Source organism: Dysgonomonas termitidis, from assembly GCF_054657735.1.
In genome coordinates this window covers 1,453,105-1,471,081 of the sequence record NZ_BAAHYD010000002.1, presented here as the reverse complement: position 1 = coordinate 1,471,081, position 17,977 = coordinate 1,453,105, and the positions used below count along the sequence as shown (strand labels likewise).

General features: G+C 40.9%; 18 protein-coding genes. 6 read left to right on the top strand and 12 right to left on the bottom strand.

Annotation, left to right across the window (positions count from 1 at the left end; genetic code table 11):
• Positions 1-9: 9 nt before the first annotated feature.
• The 12 genes from hisB to ACYQ3L_RS10045 all read right to left on the bottom strand — a co-directional run bounded on the left by hisB (position 10) and on the right by ACYQ3L_RS10045 (position 10,675).
• Positions 10-1,125 carry a bifunctional histidinol-phosphatase/imidazoleglycerol-phosphate dehydratase HisB gene (gene hisB, locus ACYQ3L_RS10100; RefSeq protein WP_379995643.1) on the bottom strand — a complete coding sequence of 372 codons (1,116 nt, stop codon included), beginning with the start codon at positions 1,123-1,125 and terminating at the stop codon, positions 10-12.
• Between the two features lies 1 nt (position 1,126).
• Complete coding sequence (gene hisC, locus ACYQ3L_RS10095; RefSeq protein ID WP_379995645.1) at positions 1,127-2,155, bottom strand: histidinol-phosphate transaminase; 1,029 nt, start codon at positions 2,153-2,155, stop codon at positions 1,127-1,129.
• A gap of 108 nt (positions 2,156-2,263) precedes the next feature.
• Positions 2,264-2,842 (bottom strand): DJ-1/PfpI family protein, encoded by a 579-nt coding sequence (locus tag ACYQ3L_RS10090; RefSeq protein ID WP_379995647.1) that lies wholly within the window; start codon positions 2,840-2,842, stop codon positions 2,264-2,266.
• 97 nt (positions 2,843-2,939) lie between these two features.
• Positions 2,940-3,827 carry a GNAT family N-acetyltransferase gene (locus ACYQ3L_RS10085; protein ID WP_379995649.1) on the bottom strand — a complete coding sequence of 296 codons (888 nt, stop codon included), beginning with the start codon at positions 3,825-3,827 and terminating at the stop codon, positions 2,940-2,942.
• Positions 3,824-5,101, bottom strand: coding sequence for a histidinol dehydrogenase (gene hisD / locus ACYQ3L_RS10080; protein WP_379995913.1), 1,278 nt, complete (start codon positions 5,099-5,101; stop codon positions 3,824-3,826). The genes ACYQ3L_RS10085 and hisD overlap by 4 nt, the downstream gene beginning before the upstream one ends.
• A 4-nt stretch (positions 5,102-5,105) precedes the next feature.
• The gene (locus ACYQ3L_RS10075; RefSeq protein ID WP_379995651.1) at positions 5,106-5,633 is read right to left on the bottom strand and encodes a GNAT family N-acetyltransferase; all 528 of its coding nucleotides are present in this window, start codon (positions 5,631-5,633) and stop codon (positions 5,106-5,108) included.
• Positions 5,630-6,484, bottom strand: coding sequence for an ATP phosphoribosyltransferase (hisG, locus tag ACYQ3L_RS10070; protein WP_379995653.1), 855 nt, complete (start codon positions 6,482-6,484; stop codon positions 5,630-5,632). Before hisG ends, ACYQ3L_RS10075 begins: the two co-directional genes overlap by 4 nt.
• Before the next feature lie 216 nt (positions 6,485-6,700).
• On the bottom strand, positions 6,701-7,183 hold the full coding sequence (locus ACYQ3L_RS10065; RefSeq protein ID WP_379995655.1) for a hypothetical protein: 483 nt from the start codon (positions 7,181-7,183) through the stop codon (positions 6,701-6,703).
• Positions 7,184-7,202: 19 nt separating this feature from the next.
• A complete protein-coding gene (locus ACYQ3L_RS10060) occupies positions 7,203-7,541 on the bottom strand; it encodes a hypothetical protein (RefSeq protein WP_379995657.1) in 339 nt (112 codons plus the stop codon).
• A gap of 57 nt (positions 7,542-7,598) precedes the next feature.
• The gene (locus ACYQ3L_RS10055) at positions 7,599-8,150 is read right to left on the bottom strand and encodes an RNA polymerase sigma factor (RefSeq protein ID WP_379995659.1); all 552 of its coding nucleotides are present in this window, start codon (positions 8,148-8,150) and stop codon (positions 7,599-7,601) included.
• A gap of 18 nt (positions 8,151-8,168) precedes the next feature.
• Positions 8,169-9,215 (bottom strand): tetratricopeptide repeat protein, encoded by a 1,047-nt coding sequence (locus ACYQ3L_RS10050; protein ID WP_379995661.1) that lies wholly within the window; start codon positions 9,213-9,215, stop codon positions 8,169-8,171.
• Between the two features lie 236 nt (positions 9,216-9,451).
• A complete protein-coding gene (locus ACYQ3L_RS10045) occupies positions 9,452-10,675 on the bottom strand; it encodes a hypothetical protein (RefSeq protein ID WP_379995663.1) in 1,224 nt (407 codons plus the stop codon).
• A 711-nt stretch (positions 10,676-11,386) separates the two neighbouring features.
• Here ACYQ3L_RS10045 and ACYQ3L_RS10040 point away from each other — a divergent pair.
• From ACYQ3L_RS10040 to ACYQ3L_RS10015, 6 genes are all read left to right on the top strand, one after another.
• Positions 11,387-13,651, top strand: coding sequence for an aconitate hydratase (locus ACYQ3L_RS10040; RefSeq protein ID WP_379995665.1), 2,265 nt, complete (start codon positions 11,387-11,389; stop codon positions 13,649-13,651).
• A 14-nt stretch (positions 13,652-13,665) separates the two neighbouring features.
• Complete coding sequence (locus ACYQ3L_RS10035; protein ID WP_379995667.1) at positions 13,666-14,268, top strand: DJ-1/PfpI family protein; 603 nt, start codon at positions 13,666-13,668, stop codon at positions 14,266-14,268.
• Entirely contained in the window at positions 14,265-14,648 is a 384-nt protein-coding gene (locus ACYQ3L_RS10030) for a GNAT family N-acetyltransferase (protein ID WP_379995669.1), read from the top strand. Before ACYQ3L_RS10035 ends, ACYQ3L_RS10030 begins: the two co-directional genes overlap by 4 nt.
• Before the next feature lie 100 nt (positions 14,649-14,748).
• Positions 14,749-16,110 carry a citrate synthase gene (locus ACYQ3L_RS10025; RefSeq protein ID WP_379995672.1) on the top strand — a complete coding sequence of 454 codons (1,362 nt, stop codon included), beginning with the start codon at positions 14,749-14,751 and terminating at the stop codon, positions 16,108-16,110.
• The gene (locus tag ACYQ3L_RS10020) at positions 16,107-16,496 is read left to right on the top strand and encodes a DUF423 domain-containing protein (RefSeq protein ID WP_379995674.1); all 390 of its coding nucleotides are present in this window, start codon (positions 16,107-16,109) and stop codon (positions 16,494-16,496) included. Before ACYQ3L_RS10025 ends, ACYQ3L_RS10020 begins: the two co-directional genes overlap by 4 nt.
• 81 nt (positions 16,497-16,577) lie before the next feature.
• A complete protein-coding gene (locus ACYQ3L_RS10015) occupies positions 16,578-17,294 on the top strand; it encodes a head GIN domain-containing protein (protein WP_379995676.1) in 717 nt (238 codons plus the stop codon).
• The last annotated feature ends 683 nt before the right edge of the window (positions 17,295-17,977 follow it).

Genomic DNA, 17,977 nt, shown 5'->3' with positions numbered 1-17,977 from the left:
ACCAATGAATCAGATTACTCCTTTGGTAGACGGAAGTTCATAGTTGAAAATATCCCGTTTCTTTGCCATTTTGACGGCACGGGCAAAAGCTTTGAATATACCTTCTATTTTGTGATGTTCGTTTGCACCCTCCGCTTTTATATTCAAATTCATCTTTGCCGAATCGCTCAACGATTTGAAGAAATGCAGGAACATCTCGGTAGGCATATCTCCCACCCTCTCGCGATGAAACTCGGTATCCCATACCAGCCACGGACGTCCTCCGAAATCAAGAGCAACAGAACACAGGCAATCATCCATCGGCAAGTAATATCCATAGCGTTCTATTCCCCGTTTATCGCCAAAAGCCTTATAAAGCGCTTCACCCAGAGCTATCGCAGTATCCTCTATCGTATGATGTTCATCCACATTCAGGTCACCTTTTACTTTTATGGTCAAATCAATGCCCGAATGCTTGCCTATCTGTTCGAGCATATGGTCAAAGAATCCAAGACCGGTAGTTATATCGCAAATGCCTTTTCCATCCAGATTCAAAGCAATATAGATATCCGTTTCTTTTGTCGTACGCTTTACTTCTGCCTTTCGCTCTCCGGCAAAAAGAAATTCACTGATAATATCCCAGTCGGTAGTCTGCAATACACAAGCATCTTGTAATCCGGCAGGAACATCCATATCATCGCGTAAGAATATAGCTTTCGCTCCTAAATTTTTTGCCAGTTCCACGTCGGTCAGACGGTCACCGATTACAAATGAATGCGTCATATCATATTCTTCATTCATGTACTTACCCAATAGCCCTGTTCGGGGTTTCCGGGTAGGCGCATTGTCTTCGGGAAAACTGCGGTCGATAAGTATATCGTCGAAAGTAATCCCTTCACCCTGCAATGTTTTCAGCATCAGATTATGTGCCGGCCAGAATGTATCTTCGGGAAACGATGAGGTCCCCAATCCATCCTGATTGGTTACCATAACAAACTCGAAATCCAGATTTTTACGGATAAAATAAAGGTTACGGATAACTTTAGGATAGAACTCCAGCTTTTCAAGGCTATCCAGCTGATAGTCTACCGGTGGTTCTATCACGATTGTTCCGTCACGGTCTATAAATAATGCTCTTTTCTTCATGTCAAATATTTCTCAAAGTCTCTATCAATATCTTATTTTCTTCATCTGTACCCACAGTAATACGCAGACAACCTGCACAGAGAGATACAGAATTACGATTACGCACAATCACACCTTTATCTGCCAGCTGCTTATATAATCCGTTTGCATCTGTAACCCTGACCAATATAAAATTAGAGTCTGTCGGATATATTTTCTCTACAAAAGGGAGTTTTAGTAATTCCTCATTCAGATAATCGCGTCCTTTCAGCAAGATTTGTATCCATTCTTTCCTCAATTCCAGTTTATCCAGTTCTCCATTCACAAAGTTCTGCGTGAGGATATTTACATTGTACGGATACTTTACCTTATTGAATAGTTTGATAATTTCCGGTGACGCAAAAGCCATCCCCAGACGGACAGCGGCTAATCCCCATGCTTTGGAAAATGTTTGCAAAACTATCAGGTTCGGATATTTTTGTAAGTCATTCAGCCATGTTTTTTCTGATGCGAAATCGATATAGGCTTCATCTACGACTACAATACCGGGAAAAGAGTTCAACACTTTTTCTATTTCTTTCCTGTTCAGCAAATTACCTGTCGGGTTATTTGGAGAGCAGAGGAATATAAGTTTTGTATTCTCATCTGCCTTTTCCAACAATGTACCGGCATCAAGATCAAAATTACTGTTCAGCAATACTTTGCGATATTCCACATCGTTTACATCAGCACACACCTGATACATACCGTATGTAGGATCGATAGCCACAATATTATCTATACGGGGCTCGCAAAATATACGAATGACAAGGTCTATGGGTTCATCACTCCCATTGCCCAGGAAAATCTTCCCCTGCTGAATATCTTTTATTTTCGATATTTTTTCTTTCAGTGCCCATTGCAATGGGTCGGGATAACGGTTGTACTTATCGTTTAACGGATTTTCATTTGCATCCAGAAATACGGAAGCCTCCCCTTTAAACTCGTCACGTGCCGAAGAATAGGCCTTCATATTCCATACATTCTTGCGGACTAATTGTTGCAGATTCATTGTTTATTCAATTATCATTTAAATTTAATGCCCTTTGCACAATTCAAGAGCTTAGCACAAAGGACATTAAAACTATTTATCTTCAATCAGCCTGCGAAAGCTGACCATTTATAACTCTATCTTTACCCCCAGCAATTTATAAAACTCCCTTAATATAGCGGGATGCCCCGGCCATGCAGGAGAGGTGGTCAAATTACCGTCTGTGACAGCTTCCGTTGCCGGAATATCTTTATAATTACCACCGGCCAATGTTACTTCCGGACCTACGGCTACATAACATGTTAATGTACGTCCTTTTACCACATTGGCGGCTGTCAGTATCTGAATGCCGTGACAAATAGCAGCTACAGGCAAATTCTTTTCAAAGAAATAGCGTGTGTATTCTATCACCTTAGGGTCGAGACGGATATATTCAGGAGCACGTCCACCTGTGATATAAAGCCCTGCATAATCTTCCAGTTTCACACTATCGAAACTCTTCGTTAGTGTAAAATTGTGGCCTCTCAATTCCACATATGTCTGGAAACCCACAAAATCGTGTATTGCTGTTGCTACCTGATCCCCGGCTTTCTTTCCCGGACATACTACATCGACATGAAAGCCAATACTGCAAAGAGCCTGATAAGGAACCATCAATTCATAATCTTCAACAAAATCGCCTGCAAGCATCAATATTCTTTTACCCATGATTAAACAGATTTAGAAATTCAACAATCAATTTACTAGCCTAAATATAAGGATAATTGTTAAAATTGAACAGGTTCCGATAGTAAAAAATAATTAATCAGGCCTTTTCGTATGTCGTCACCACAAATATGATCAACGGCTCATCACCGGTATTGATGATAGAATGGTAATTATCATCACCCTGTATAGATGTCACATTTCCTTTTTTCAGGTTAAATTTCCTTGTTATTTTATCCTGTCCTTCACGTTCTATATATTCTCCCTCACCATGTACAAGCACATACAGCTCCTGTTCTTTCTTGGTTCCATGCTCATGAAACCCCGCCTGATCTCCCTTATTCAGCAGAACCATATATGTACCGATACGGTTGTTTACCAACTCTCCTTTCTCAAAGACAGAGAGCATATATACCACACCATTCCCATCGTACATAGGGTCACGTTTTTCCACATCTATTACGCCACGCTGCGACTTACCAAAAGGAGTTAGTGTAATGTCGATATATTTCGAAACTTCGTCAATTACCTGTTGTTTTTCTTTTTCCATTTTTATTTGCTTTTCCATTTCAAAGTGAGGAATACCCACCTCAGTAAATTCTTCTCCTACTATTTTATAATCATATTTCCGATAAAAACCCATAGCAACCTTGCGGGCATGAAGCACGATTTTCTCAAACCCTTCCCTTTCGGCCACATATTCGGCAAAAGAAAGCATACTCGTGCCAAGTCCACTTTTTTGTACTTCTGTGTCTACAGCCATTTGCCGCATTTTGACAGTTTTATTATTCAAGCGGGTGAGGATACAGCAGGCAACCATCTTTTGTTTTTCTGACAAAATAAGTCCCAAAAGCATATCATCCTTGTCCATTGTGATATCTTCATCCGTAAAAGTCAGGCCTAAAGGCTCTCTCAATATCTTTGTCCGAAGAATAAGCATTTCCTCATATTCCCGGCTCTTATATTTTATAATCAAGGGAGTAATCATTCTTTCAACCGTAATGTTACAGCATTTTTATGCGCATATAATTCCTCATTCTCCGCCATCACTTCTATTGCCGGGCCAAGATTACGGATACCGTCTTTCGTGATTTTCTGGAAAGTGATTTTCTTGACAAAGCTATCCAGGTTTACACCGCTGTAAGCTGTTGCATAACCGTTGGTAGGCAAAGTATGATTCGTTCCCGAAGCGTAATCTCCTGCACTTTCAGGCGTATAATGTCCGAGAAAAACCGAACCTGCATTTATGACCTGATCGGCAATATTCATATAATCGGATGTTTCTATAATCAGATGCTCCGGCGCATATTGGTTCGTCATATCGATTATTTCACTGTTGTCTTTTAACAGAATCAGTTTACTATTCAGCAAAGCCTTTTCCGCTATTTCACGGCGGGGTAATTCAACCAATTGCTGTTCTATTTCCTGCAATACATCCGCAATAAACTGTTCACTCGTAGTAGTCAGTATCACCTGACTGTCAGCCCCGTGTTCTGCCTGAGATAATAAATCCGCCGCCACAAATGCCGGGTTTGCCGTATCATCGGCTATTACCTGCACTTCCGATGGTCCGGCAGGCATATCTATAGCAACATCGCGAAGGCTTACAAGCTGTTTAGCTGTCATTACATACTGGTTGCCGGGCCCGAATATCTTATATACTTTCGGCACACTTTGGGTACCATAAGCCATGGCTCCGATGGCCTGTATCCCTCCTATCCTGAATATTTTATCTACTCCGGCTTCCTTCGCGGCAAAAAGTATTGCCGGATGTATTTTCCCGTCTTTACCCGGTGGAGAACAAAGTACAATTTCTTTACAGCCTGCAATCTTTGCCGGAACAGCAAGCATAAGCACTGTTGAGAATAAAGGCGCCGTCCCTCCCGGGATATATAAGCCGACCTTTTCTATAGCTACTGCTTTCTGCCAGCATGTAACTCCCTGAGTAGTCTCGATCTTCTTACTTTCGAAAATCTGACTGTGGTGAAAAGTCTTTATATTTTCTTTCGCCAACCGTATGGCCGCTTTCAGTTCTTCGGAAACCAAAGATACGGAAGCCTCTATCTCCTCTCTACTTACTGCCAATGAAGAAAGCTTTACTTTGTCGAATCTCTCTTCGTATTCGAACACCGCTTTATCTCCCCGTGTTTTAATTTCATCCAGCACAGCACCGACAGTGCTATTCAATGCTGATGTATCGAATACAGGGCGGGACAAAATACTTGCCCATTCCGAACGTTCGGGATATTTTATTATCTGCATTTGTCTATCCTCCATATTCTTTTTTCAACAAGCTATATATGGCAATATCGGTAAATACATTATCAACGAGTAATTCGCCATCACGTTCAATCCCTTCAGACTGAAAACCCAGTTTTTCGGGTATCCGCCTGCTTTTGTGATTGTTTATTGCAACTTTTATCTGTATGCGGTTTATATCCATTTCGGTAAAAGCATATTCTATCAATTTTCTGACGGAATGTAACATAATCCCTTTTCCCTGTGCATATTGTGACAGCCAGTAGCCTATTTCGACCTTTTTGTTGATTGAATCAGTATCTTTAAAACCGACCAAGCCTACAAATTGTCCCTGGAAATAAATGGTAAACTGCTTATCTGCCGTTACCAAAACATGATTTACAAAGCTGGCGGTATCCTCTACTTCCTTTGTCGTATCTACAAAGGGCAACCACTCGCGCATATATTCACGCTCGTCATTCAATGTATTGAAAATCTTAAAAATGTCATCTACCGACAGCGGATATAAAACTATATCGTCCGAAACCTGTATCATAATATCATTTTTTCGATTGGTAACACTAATATTCCTTCTGCACCTAAAGATTTCAGCTTACTTATCACTTCCCAGAAACGCTTATCTTCCACTACTGATTGCACCGAACACCAGCCTTTCGTCGCCAATGGGGTTACAGTAGGACTACGCATCCCGGGAAGAATATCGATAATTTCGCTCAATCTATCTTCAGGCGCATTCAAAAGTACATATTTTTTATCAGTTGCGGTTTGCACTGCTTCGATTCTGAAAATCAATTCGTCAAGAATATTCTTTTTTTCTTGCGAAAGATTCTTTGTCGCAATTAACAAAGCTTCCGACTGCATAACTACTTCCACTTCTTTCAACCGGTTACTGACAAGTGTACCTCCGGAGCTGACAATGTCGAAAATTGCATCCGATAATCCGATACTCGGTGAAATCTCTACCGAACCTGTAATAATATGTATATCGGAATGGATACCCAGTTCCTTCATATATTTATTCAGGATAAAAGGATAAGAGGTAGCGATTTTTTTTCCTTCAAACCATTTTATGCCTTCATAATTTTCATCTTTGGGAATGGCCAGAGACAGACGGCATTTACTAAAGCCCAGTCGTTTTACAATCTCTGCATCCTCATTTTTTTCCATGTATTCGTTCTCTCCCACCACTCCTATGTCGGCAACACCTGTAGCCACAGCTTGCGGAATATCATCATCACGTAAAAAAAGTATCTCTACCGGAAAACCTTTTGCCGGCACCAGTAATGTACGCTTAATATTATTCAGTTTTACACCTGCTTCCTGCAGAAGCTCCATAGTTTCTTCAAATAATCGGCCTTTCGATTGTACTGCAATTCTTAATACCATAGTATATTTAATTTTATATTATTTCGAAAACAAAAAAAGAGCTTACCCTCATCAGGCAAGCTCTTTTTATATTTTTGCAAACAAATCACATCAATATACGTTACTTACCGATCGGCAGTAATATAAGATGATGATGATGTGCTTTATTGTACATAATTATATTCTTTACGAAAACAAAAGTATATATTTTTCACAATAAAACAAACTTTTGTCAATTTATTTTCCGTGTCTGTTTCGTTGTGGATTTGCTTTTCTGCGCTCTTCAATCTTTTGCAGCATATATTCTTTGAATTTCATATCCACTGCACGATATTTTTCTACTTTCTGGGCAGACAATACTTCCCCGAATTTTTTATAATATTCTATCTGAAGTTCTGCTTCCCGTTTTTCCGATTCCAGATTCAGTTTGGTTATGCGTTGGTAATCTTCTTCGGTCTTGTTAGGTTTTTCTTTCAACACGCGGGTTTCTCTACGGGCATCCCTGTTCACTTCAAATTTTCTGGACATGAACTCCGACTCCAAAGGAATAAACGCTTTGGCTTCGGCATCTGTCAGGTTCAGTTCTTTTATCAGGAAAGCTGCTTTCTCCTTTTTTATAGTTTCTATATCAAAACCACTTCGTTTCAGACCCTGACCATTTATTGAATGTGTTGTAGACACTATGATAATCAATAAGATCAGAATACTTTTAAATTTCATATAAAAAACATTTTTTAGTTTAATTACTATACATCACATCCCGGTACTTGGCCCTTGCTACTTCATCTTCAAGAAACAAATAATAATCTTCCTCCTCAGAAGAAGAGGCTATAGCAGAAGCAACTACAGGATCAGGTTCGGCAGTCTTTTCTTCATTCAGTATTCCTGTTGAAAATATGACTCCACAAAACACGGCAGCCGCGGCTGTCCAAGGCAATGCCTTTCTCCACAACGGGACAACTTTCGCTTTTTCTGTTTCTTTTTCAGGAAGTTTACCCATCATATCAGCATTAAAATTCTCGAAATAATTTTCGGGAACCTTAAACGGATTCTTCTTTTTGTCAAAACTATCCAACATAATTACTTTTCTTTAATAACTCTATCTATACTATAGACTATGATTAGATAAAAAGGTTTAATCGTCAGCAGATAAAAATTCTTCTATTTTTTTCACTGCATGATGGTATGATGCTTTCAGTGCGCCAACCGAAGTTTCCAGTATATCCGACATATCTTCATACTTCATTTCATCGAAGTATTTCATATTAAAAACGATACGTTGTTTCTCAGGAAGTGTCAATATCGCCTTTTGCAGTTTCAGTTGCGCTTTGTCTCCGTCAAAATATTCATCACCTTCGAGACGTGAGACCAGAAACGTATCCGCATCGTCTATCGACACATTATTTAATGTGCGTTGCTTATTCAAAAATGTAATCGCTTCATTAATCGCAATACGGTACAGCCATGTGGACAATTTGGAATCTCCCCTGAAATTCTCAATGCTGGTCCATACCTTAATAAAGGTATTCTGGAGGACATCGTTTGCATCGTCATGACTCAGTACGATCTTACGGATCTGCCAATAAAGCGTCTCGCTAAACTCTTTCACAAGTTCAGAAAAAGCAGCCTGCTGATTTTTCGGGTCATGCAACCTTTCTACTAAATTATTCTCTGTATCTTGTAACATTTATTCCAAAATCCTTTTTTACTGCCCGTGATCTTCTAAATCGGAATCATCACCGTAATCGGCTTCTTCATCAGCTCCGCCCTGTCCGTTCTCAAACCATTCTATAAAGTTATCTACATGTGTTTTATTATTCTCCCACCATTTAAGCGATTCGGGGAAATAAGCCACACTGACATAGCGGCAATATGTATCGAAATGTCCTGAACCCAGTATTTCCTCATAGGTAGGCACAAAGAAATACCACAATAAACCATTCAGGGAATCATTCTGCATCTGAGCCAATGTGAAAAATATCAATTTGGACGATTCTACAAAAAATGTATATTGCGACACCTCGTCTGTGGCCCCTGTCTTGTGTTTTTGTATCGCATCATACAGGTAGCGTCTGTCTACCCCGTCTTCAGGAGATAATTTCTCCGAACCGGGATCGATCTTAGTATTGATTATATCAAACATTTCTCCGAAAGCGTCTTTCGAACGTTCTGTGTTGGGCTCAAGCAACAAAAAGAAATGAAATGCATAAAAACTTTGCACCCAGCGTCCCAAATCGTTCAGAGCATAGGCATAAAGAAGAAATGCACTGGAATGAGTGGCATCTATTTCTATGGCCTTCCGCAGATGCTGCACTGCCATACGGTTATCCTTATTATTGAAGTAACAAAGCCCCAGATTGAAATGCAACAGGTATTCATCTCCGCATTTCTCTACTGCTTCGTTTAATATCTTCAGGGCATCGCCCATTTTATCCTGATTGGCCAGCGCCGTGCCTTTTACAATATACGCGTCCATCAGCAGAGGCTGAAAATTGGCCGTGATCACTTTCGTACTGTTGCGAATGGCTTTATCGTAATCTTTGAGCTGCAAGTATGATAAAGACATCTCATAAATAGCGGACATTGATGTCGGGTTTACTTTCAATGCTTCCTCATAACAGGCTATTGCCTCTTTATAGCGTCCCTTATCATGCAATGCCACACCCTGCCTTATTAATTTATCGGAAGAGGGTTGTGCATATATTGTTAATGTTGTAAATAATAAGAATAATATAATTAAGCCGTTCCTCATGCAATATTTCGTTTTATGAAATACAAAAGTAAGAAAATACTCTTTAAATGTATTCTCTGTTCAGATTCTTTGACAATTTTATAGAAGGAAGGTTTAAATTCCTGTAGCAGGGAAGCTCTGGTTTTCTGTTTTTCGCAAACAAGATTCATTATCTGATAACTGTTACGGTCTACAAATACAAAGAATAAAGGACAGGGGAAATAGATCTGGCTTAATCCCCTGCCATTGTATGAATATTATAAATCTTTATATTCAACACTTAGAATATTACCGGTAGCCGGAGAAAGCCATGTAGTAGCAGTAAGCTCCTCGGCATCGCAACCCAATCCAAAATAAAACTTTCCGTTCAGGTATTCAAATGAGCGGGCAAAAGCAGGTGCTGTAAAATGAAACAGAGTAGTCCATTCCACGGGATCGGCGTCGATATTCCGTGTTGCCAGTACGATATTTTTGTAAACTTCATCGCCCGTCCGGATGGATGCCAGTACCAACAACCATTCACCTTTAATCAGTATATCCCTCGGTAATGCCTCCTCCGGCAAAGACAAACGGGATATATCGCTGTGACCGCGTGCGCGTATAAGTGCCACCGGCTTGTATTGATGGTCGTTATATGTATGACCTATGATGTAAACGGTTCGCCCGTTAAATACTACGGCACGTTCCACACGGGTTTCCCCGCCGACATTGATGCCTGCCGTGAAAAGCGGGCGATCCTTCTGTGGCAAAAAAACGAAATCACTCATTTCCCCGGGACAGTAAATCCAGTTGAAATTCGAATACAGGGCACCTGCCAGGGGTACCAATGTATAAATCCGCGAACCGATTATAGTCTTGCCGGAATTGTTCCAGGTTAGTCCGTTATCTGACGAGACCTGTATGGCTGAATTACCATTCGGCCCGATGGCTGCATAGAGTTTGTTACCATACTTGTAAATATCATATACATGTACGCCATTGGGAATGGTTCGGTATTTTTTCCAGGCTCCGGACTCCAGCCGGTAAAAATTACCCAAACTCCAGCTCTCCCGCGAATCATGACCAGGGAGATAAAGTTCGTTATCGAACTCACGGATCAGGTGTATCTGTTCTTCGTCGACGGTATATTCCACGGCAAATTTCTGCGATACCGGATCGAAGGTCCACAGGTCAGCTCTCCCGGCATTGGATGCGGGAGGATTGTTAGACGAGTTCCCTCCGCCGAAATATATCTTGCCGTGATAAGCATACATATCCCATACATTACGGGCATAAACGCGCTGGGTACCGTCCGCATACCGCGTCTTTAGGGGGTTGCCAAGTTCGACGACCTGACCGGTCACATCACCAAGCGAATGCAGGTTTGTATCCGGATCTTCGCTACAGGAAATGAAGAAAAATAGCGGAATAAAAGAAAAATACAAGAAGATATTACGCTTATTCGTAATTTGATTTCGGATAAAAGAATAGTAGTTTCTCATTGGGCTGAAAAATTAGGTTAAGTTAATATGTAAATATTAATATGGGCCGTAAATAATAGATATTAAATTATATATATATGAACCTTGGGCATCTGACTACATATTTTCTGATAGATTGTTAAGTAACTACTTCCATTTTATGGATTTAGAATCCAATTAAAATATTCCGGATTAAAAACCGAATGGATAGGAGGCAAATATAGATATTATTATTAAATATGTTTATCCTTGTCGCATATGATTAAATTACATATTCGTGTACTTTTTTTATGTATTAGTACACACCTCTTTTGGGGATCAATCAATACAGGTTGCCGTCAACCGACAAAGAGAACATCACTACTTAGCTTGGCAACCCTAGAAGGTAAAGAGATACTCTAAACCGAAATAATTAAGTGAACAATAAACTGAATTCCTATCTTATTTTTCTATCAATGATAAATAGAATCTCTCATAATAGCCACTTATTACATTTCAATATGTCTTATTTTTTAAAACAAGCAGTTGCAAATTTCCACATATAAAGCCTTAAAACACAAAATTATCACCGAACCACACTCGTCCAAAAACAGAAAGACAAACTTCAGATATGCCGGACTTTAGAATAAACTCAAACAGGAATGTAATATAAAAGACGTCATATCATAGAATTTTTTTATTATTTTTGTTAGTTCTGGGAGATTAAAAAATTAACTAAAAACTTCAATTATAATGAAAAGTACCACTTTTGATATAGATATGATTCGCAAATTCTACGAATCCTACCCATCAAAGGTTGAAGAGGCTAAGAACAAACTAAAACGCCCTTTGACTCTGTCCGAAAAAATCCTATATGCACATCTATCGAAAGATGAATCCATTAAGGATTTTGTACGCGCAACAGATTATGTGAACTTTTCACCGGACAGGGTTGCCATGCAGGACGCTACCGCACAAATGGCCCTGTTGCAATTGATGAATTCGGGACGCACAAAAGTAGCTGTACCATCGACAGTACACTGTGACCACCTGATACAGGCATACAAATCGGCAAAGGAAGATCTGAACACTGCCGAAGTAACAAACAAAGAAGTATTTGACTTTCTGAGCAACGTATCCAATAAATTCGGAATCGGTTTCTGGAAACCCGGCGCAGGTATCATCCATCAGGTGGTACTCGAAAACTATGCCTTCCCCGGCGGGATGATGATCGGAACAGACTCCCACACTCCAAATGCCGGAGGGCTGGGGATGGTAGCCATAGGCGTAGGTGGCGCCGATGCAGTAGATGTAATGGCGGGAATGCCCTGGGAACTGAAAATGCCGAAAATCATCGGGGTAAAACTGACCGGAAAATTGTCGGGCTGGGCTTCTCCTAAAGACGTCATACTGAAACTGGCAGGTATACTCACCGTGAAAGGTGGGACAAACGCCATTATCGAATATTTTGGCGAAGGCACCGCTTCATTGTCTGCCACAGGGAAAGGTACGATTTGTAATATGGGTGCGGAAGTAGGTGCTACGACATCCATTTTCCCCTATGATGAAAAATCATCCGAATACCTGAAAGCGACTTTCCGCAATGATGTCGCAGAGCTGGCCGACAAAATAATGGAGCATCTGCAGCCTGATGCTGAGATAGCCGGTAATCCTCAAAAGTATTTCGACCAGATAATTGAAATAGATTTATCGACTCTCGAACCGTATGTAAACGGGCCTTTTACACCCGATGCGGCACATCCTATTTCTCAGTTTGCCAAAGCGGTAAAAGAAAACGGTTATCCGCAAAAGATGGAAGTGGGCCTAATCGGCTCATGTACAAACTCTTCATACGAAGACATGTCGCGTGCGGCATCGATCGTCGCTGATGCCAAAAAGAAAAATATAAAAGTAAAAGCTCAATTTATAATCAATCCCGGCTCGGAACAGGTACGCTATACCGCCGAAAGAGATGGTATATTACCGGTCTTCGAAGAAGCGGGGGCAACCATCATGGCAAATGCCTGCGGGCCTTGTATCGGACAATGGAAAAGGGAGTCGGATAACCCGGAGCGGCCCAATTCAATCGTAACATCGTTTAACCGTAATTTTGCCAAACGAAACGACGGTAATCCGAATACCCATGCCTTTGTTACATCACCGGAAATTGTGGCGGCACTCAGCATTGCCGGAGATCTATGCTTCAATCCGATGACGGATACACTGGTAAATGAAAACGGGGAACATGTAAAACTACAGGAACCTCAGGGATATGAACTACCGCCAAACGGATACAAAAAAGATGATGACGGATTTATCGCTCCGGCAGCTGACGGTTCAAATATTGAGGTAAAAATAGCCCCCGATTCACAACGCCTGCAAGAGCTGAAACCGTTCCCTGCATGGGACGGAAAAGATATTACCGCCCAGCCGCTGTTAATAAAAGCAAAAGGCAAATGTACTACCGACCACATTTCGATGGCTGGCCCGTGGCTCCGCTTCCGAGGACATCTGGATAATATATCCGACAATATGCTGATCGGCGCGGTCAATGCATTCAATGACAAGACAAATGCTGTACTGGATGTGGAAACCGGAGAATTTATAGCCGTTCCTAAACTTGCCCGGAAATTCAAAGCGGAAGGGCTTGGGTCTGTCGTAGTGGCTGAAGAAAACTACGGGGAAGGCTCATCCCGTGAACACGCAGCAATGGAACCCCGGTTTCTGAATGTGAAGGCTATACTTGTAAAGTCTTTTGCACGCATACATGAAACCAATCTCAAAAAACAAGGTATGCTTGCCCTTACCTTTATCGATAAGAATGATTATAACAAGGTAAGCGAAGATGATAAAATAAGCATACAAGGGCTAACCGATTTCAGACCGGGAAAGAACCTTACCGTCGAGCTCACCCATAAAAACGGTGAAAAAGAATCGTTCGAGGTAGCCCATACCTATAACGATACGCAGATAGAATGGTTTAAGGCAGGGAGTGCCCTGAATTATATGAAACAATAATAACCGGAGTCTGCATGGTTTTCAATATACTTCTTTTTCCAGGTTTTGAAACACTCGATGTATTCGGGCCTGTGGAAATATTCGGTAAGGTTGAAGGTAACATAATCAGATATTATTCTGAAACCGGAGGCCTTATCCGCAACACGGACAATATTGAGATAAAAACCGATCCGGCAGAATTATTAATGCCGGAGGAAACGGATATACTGCTTATTCCCGGAGGAACGGGCACACGAAAGGAAATAGACAATCCGGTCTTTATAGAGAAGATAAGGACGTTAGCCAGCGGCAGTCAATATACTCTTACTGTTTGCACGGGTAGTGCATTATTAGCTAAAACCGGTTTACTGGACGGCAGAAGCGCGACATCAAACAAATGTGCTTTCGGCTGGGTGGAAAGTGCCTCATCCAAAGTTAACTGGATAAAGCAGGCACGCTGGGTAAAAGACGGCAAGTATTACACCTCATCGGGCGTCAGCGCCGGAATGGATATGGCTTTAGGCTTTATTCGCGACATGCTGGGGACAGAAGAAGCCCGGAAGATAGCTTTCAGGATAGAATATAATTGGCAGGAAGATGAAAGCACCGATAACTTTTGCAATCAGCAGATTAAATGAATATAGATATACAACCCATAATGGAATCCGATTTTGAAGAGCTGGTCTCCCTATTTCTGGAATTTGCCACCTTTGAAAAATTACCTGAAAAGATGACTAATTCCGTCGGACAGATGCTAAAAGAAAAGAATTATTTTCACGGCTTTGTAGCCAGGGATAAGGATGGCTCCATTATCGGATATGCGACTTACTTCTTCGCTTATTATACATGGACAGGCAAATCCCTGTACATGGATGACTTATATGTCAGACAGGCATACAGGGGAAAAGGTATAGGTACACTCCTTATTAACAAGGTGATCGCTTATGCTAAAAAAGAATGTTGTAATGGCCTGCGCTGGCAGGTTTCGGAATGGAACCATCCTGCGATAAAGTTTTAAAGGGTCTGGGTGCGACAATTAATGAAGTGGAACGAAATTGTGACTTATTATTTTAAGCCATAATTTAAACTCAAAATATAAACCATATAACAAATATACTATGGAGAGATTACTGGATAAGGAAATAGTGGATAAGATATCGGCAACAGTGAGGGTAACTAGTAACTTCGACCCCGAACTGTTCCAGAAAATGAATGTAAAACGGGGCCTTCGCAACGAAGATCATACCGGCGTAGTTGTAGGACTTACCAAAGTGGGCGATGTTGTGGGGTATGAACGCAGCGAAGACGGCAAGCTGACACCTATCCCCGGCAAACTTATATACAGGGGAATCAGTCTCGAAGACATAGTCAGGGGTACCCAGAAAGAAAACAGGCTGGGATTTGAAGAGGTGGTCTATCTTATCCTTTCGGGAAATATGCCAAACAAGAAGGAGTTGAAGGAATTCTCAGAACTGATGAGTTGTATCATGGACCTGAAACCAAAAATTGTAATGCATATACTTGACCTCGTAGGGAATGATATTATGAATTATCTTTCACGTTGTGTACTCGAATTATATACATTCGACGACAAGCCGGACGAAACCACCCCCGAGAACCTGATACGCCAATCGCTGAACCTCGTTGCCACTTTCCCTACTATCATAGCTTATGCCCATAATGCATTAAGGCACAGCAATGGCAAGTCTCTCCACATCAGACATCCGCAATCGAACCTGTCGCTTGCCGAAAATTTCCTGTATATGATGAAAGGACACCACTATACACAGTTGGATGTAAAAATTCTCGACCTGGCGCTTATGGTACATGCCGACCACGGGGGAGGTAATAACTCCACTTTTACGGTACGTGTCACCAGTTCGACAGGTACGGATACCTATTCGGCCATTGCCGCGGGCATAGGTTCACTGAAAGGGCCTCTGCATGGAGGAGCAAACCTGAAAGTCATCGATATGATGAAGAACATTAAGACCAATGTGAAAGACTGGACAAGCGTTGAAGAAGTAGACGCCTATCTGCTGAAGATATTAAATAAAGAAGCTTATGACAGAACAGGCCTCATTTATGGTATAGGACATGCCATATATACAATATCGGACCCCCGTACCATGCTACTCAAGGAAATGGCCCGCGAGCTTGCCATAGAGAAAGGGCGGGAAGAAGAATATAACTTCTATAAGCTGCTGGAAGAAAGAGCGATCCTCAACTTTATGGAGAAAAAGGGTAAGAATGTCAATAAGCAGGTATGCGCCAATGTGGACTTCTATTCGGGCTTCGTATATGATATGATAGGCCTGCCCCAGGAAATATACACTCCATTGTTTGCGATGGCGCGTATCGTGGGCTGGTGTGCCCACCGGATCGAAGAACTCAACTTCAAGCAAAAGCGGATTATCCGCCCTGCATACAAGAATGCCGCCGACATAAAAGAATACATACCCATTGCCGATAGAAAATGAAACAAACGGTATTAATTATCGCTGCTATATACGGAATGCTCTCGGTAATACTGGGAGCATTCGGCGCACATGCATTTAAAGACATACTCACACCGGAAAAACTTATCAGTTTCGAAACCGGAGTGCGTTATCAGATGTACCATGCCATCGTATTACTGGTTATAGGCCTCACACTGCCATTTACATCGCCATTGGAAAAGTGGGCTGCTATCTGTATTATTACAGGAGTCCTGCTTTTTTCTTTCAGCATTTATTTTTTATCCTTTTCCGGACATTGGGGAATAAATCTGCGTTTCTTAGGTCCGGTAACGCCTGTAGGGGGATTATTCCTGATTGCAGGATGGCTGTTATTGATTATATTTTTTATTAAAAATAAAATTTTCTGATATTTTTTCCATTTTGATGTAACCAAATTAGAAAGGGATGCGTCATACCTATAAATAATCATTTCAAAAAAGAATATTAAGATGAAAACACTATTGTACACAATCGGTATTACGCTATTAGTTTTAAGCGCCCAGTCCTGTTCATTCAATTCAGTGAGAGGAAATGGAAATATAACAGAGAATGAAGTCAGTATCTCGGATTATAAGGAGATAGAGTTCAGTGGAGGCTCAAGCATTGTCTATGAACAAAAACCAGATGCCGCACCATATCTAAGGATAGAAACAGACGAAAATATTTTCCCTCTGCTGATTGTAGAATCCAATGATGGCATCCTCTCTATCAGGAATAAGGAAAATGTGAGCCCTACTAAATACAATATCTATACCAACTCTACGACTTTGGCCCGTGTGAGTGCAAGCGGCTCAATCAAGCTCCACATCAAAGGAAAACTGGAAACTTCCGACCTGGTTTTATCGGTTTCGGGCAGTGCAAATATCCTAGGAGACAGCATTGTAGCACAAAGCGTGACTACAAAAGTTTCCGGCTCGGGTGATATTGCAATGACCGGTAAAGTGAACCGGATCGAAAGCAGTATATCAGGCAGTGGAAAAACAAATACGATGGATATGCAAGCCGACACAGTAACATGTTCTGTATCAGGCAGCGGAAACTTCTCTGTATACGCTGAAAAGTTGCTGACTGTAAGAGTATCGGGTAGCGGCAATGTGCAGTATAAGGGAAATGCGCAGGTAGATCAGGCCATATCGGGTTCCGGAAAAGTAGTTAAAGTACAGTAATAATAGCTTTCAGAATAAAAAGGCCATGAAAAACAAACGATTTCACGGCCTTTTGTTTTTTTTCAGGAGGCTTCACATTCCTATCTGAGTCTTAACGTAATGATTCGCATCATCTTCTGTCAAAAAGTATAACAAACCTTTAAACTCAAACGGGAACTTCTCGATCAACATCGGAATTAACCTTGACTCTTTCTTCTCCATCACGAAGTTTTCATGAGTGGTCGGCGTCTGTTGTTTATCATCAATGTTATTAATCCGAAACACATTGACAGACAATATTTTCGGGTCTACCCTGTATAAAATATCCCCGACTTTTAAAGTTCCATTAAATCTCATAGCAGTCCTCACTTTAAAAGATGAAACATAAGTAGTGTATTAGATAAAAGGAAGAAAGGCTATAAATTGTTCACACAAAGCGTCCTTTTAACGCTATATTTTTATGCAAACGTATTTTTTAAATACATTTTCACATTTTAGATATTCATTTAGAATAAAATGCAGAGAAGATTACCGCATATTCTTACAAGAATTTTATCTATATAGATGGCAAAAGCTATGAGTTCTTTGAAAGACCGGTTAGGAGATTTGTAAATTAGTAAATGAATGGAAAGGTGTTACTTTTTTGAAAGTTACAAGTTACTGCGCCCTTCGGGTAGTTACAAGTTACGAGTTGGCTGGCGTTT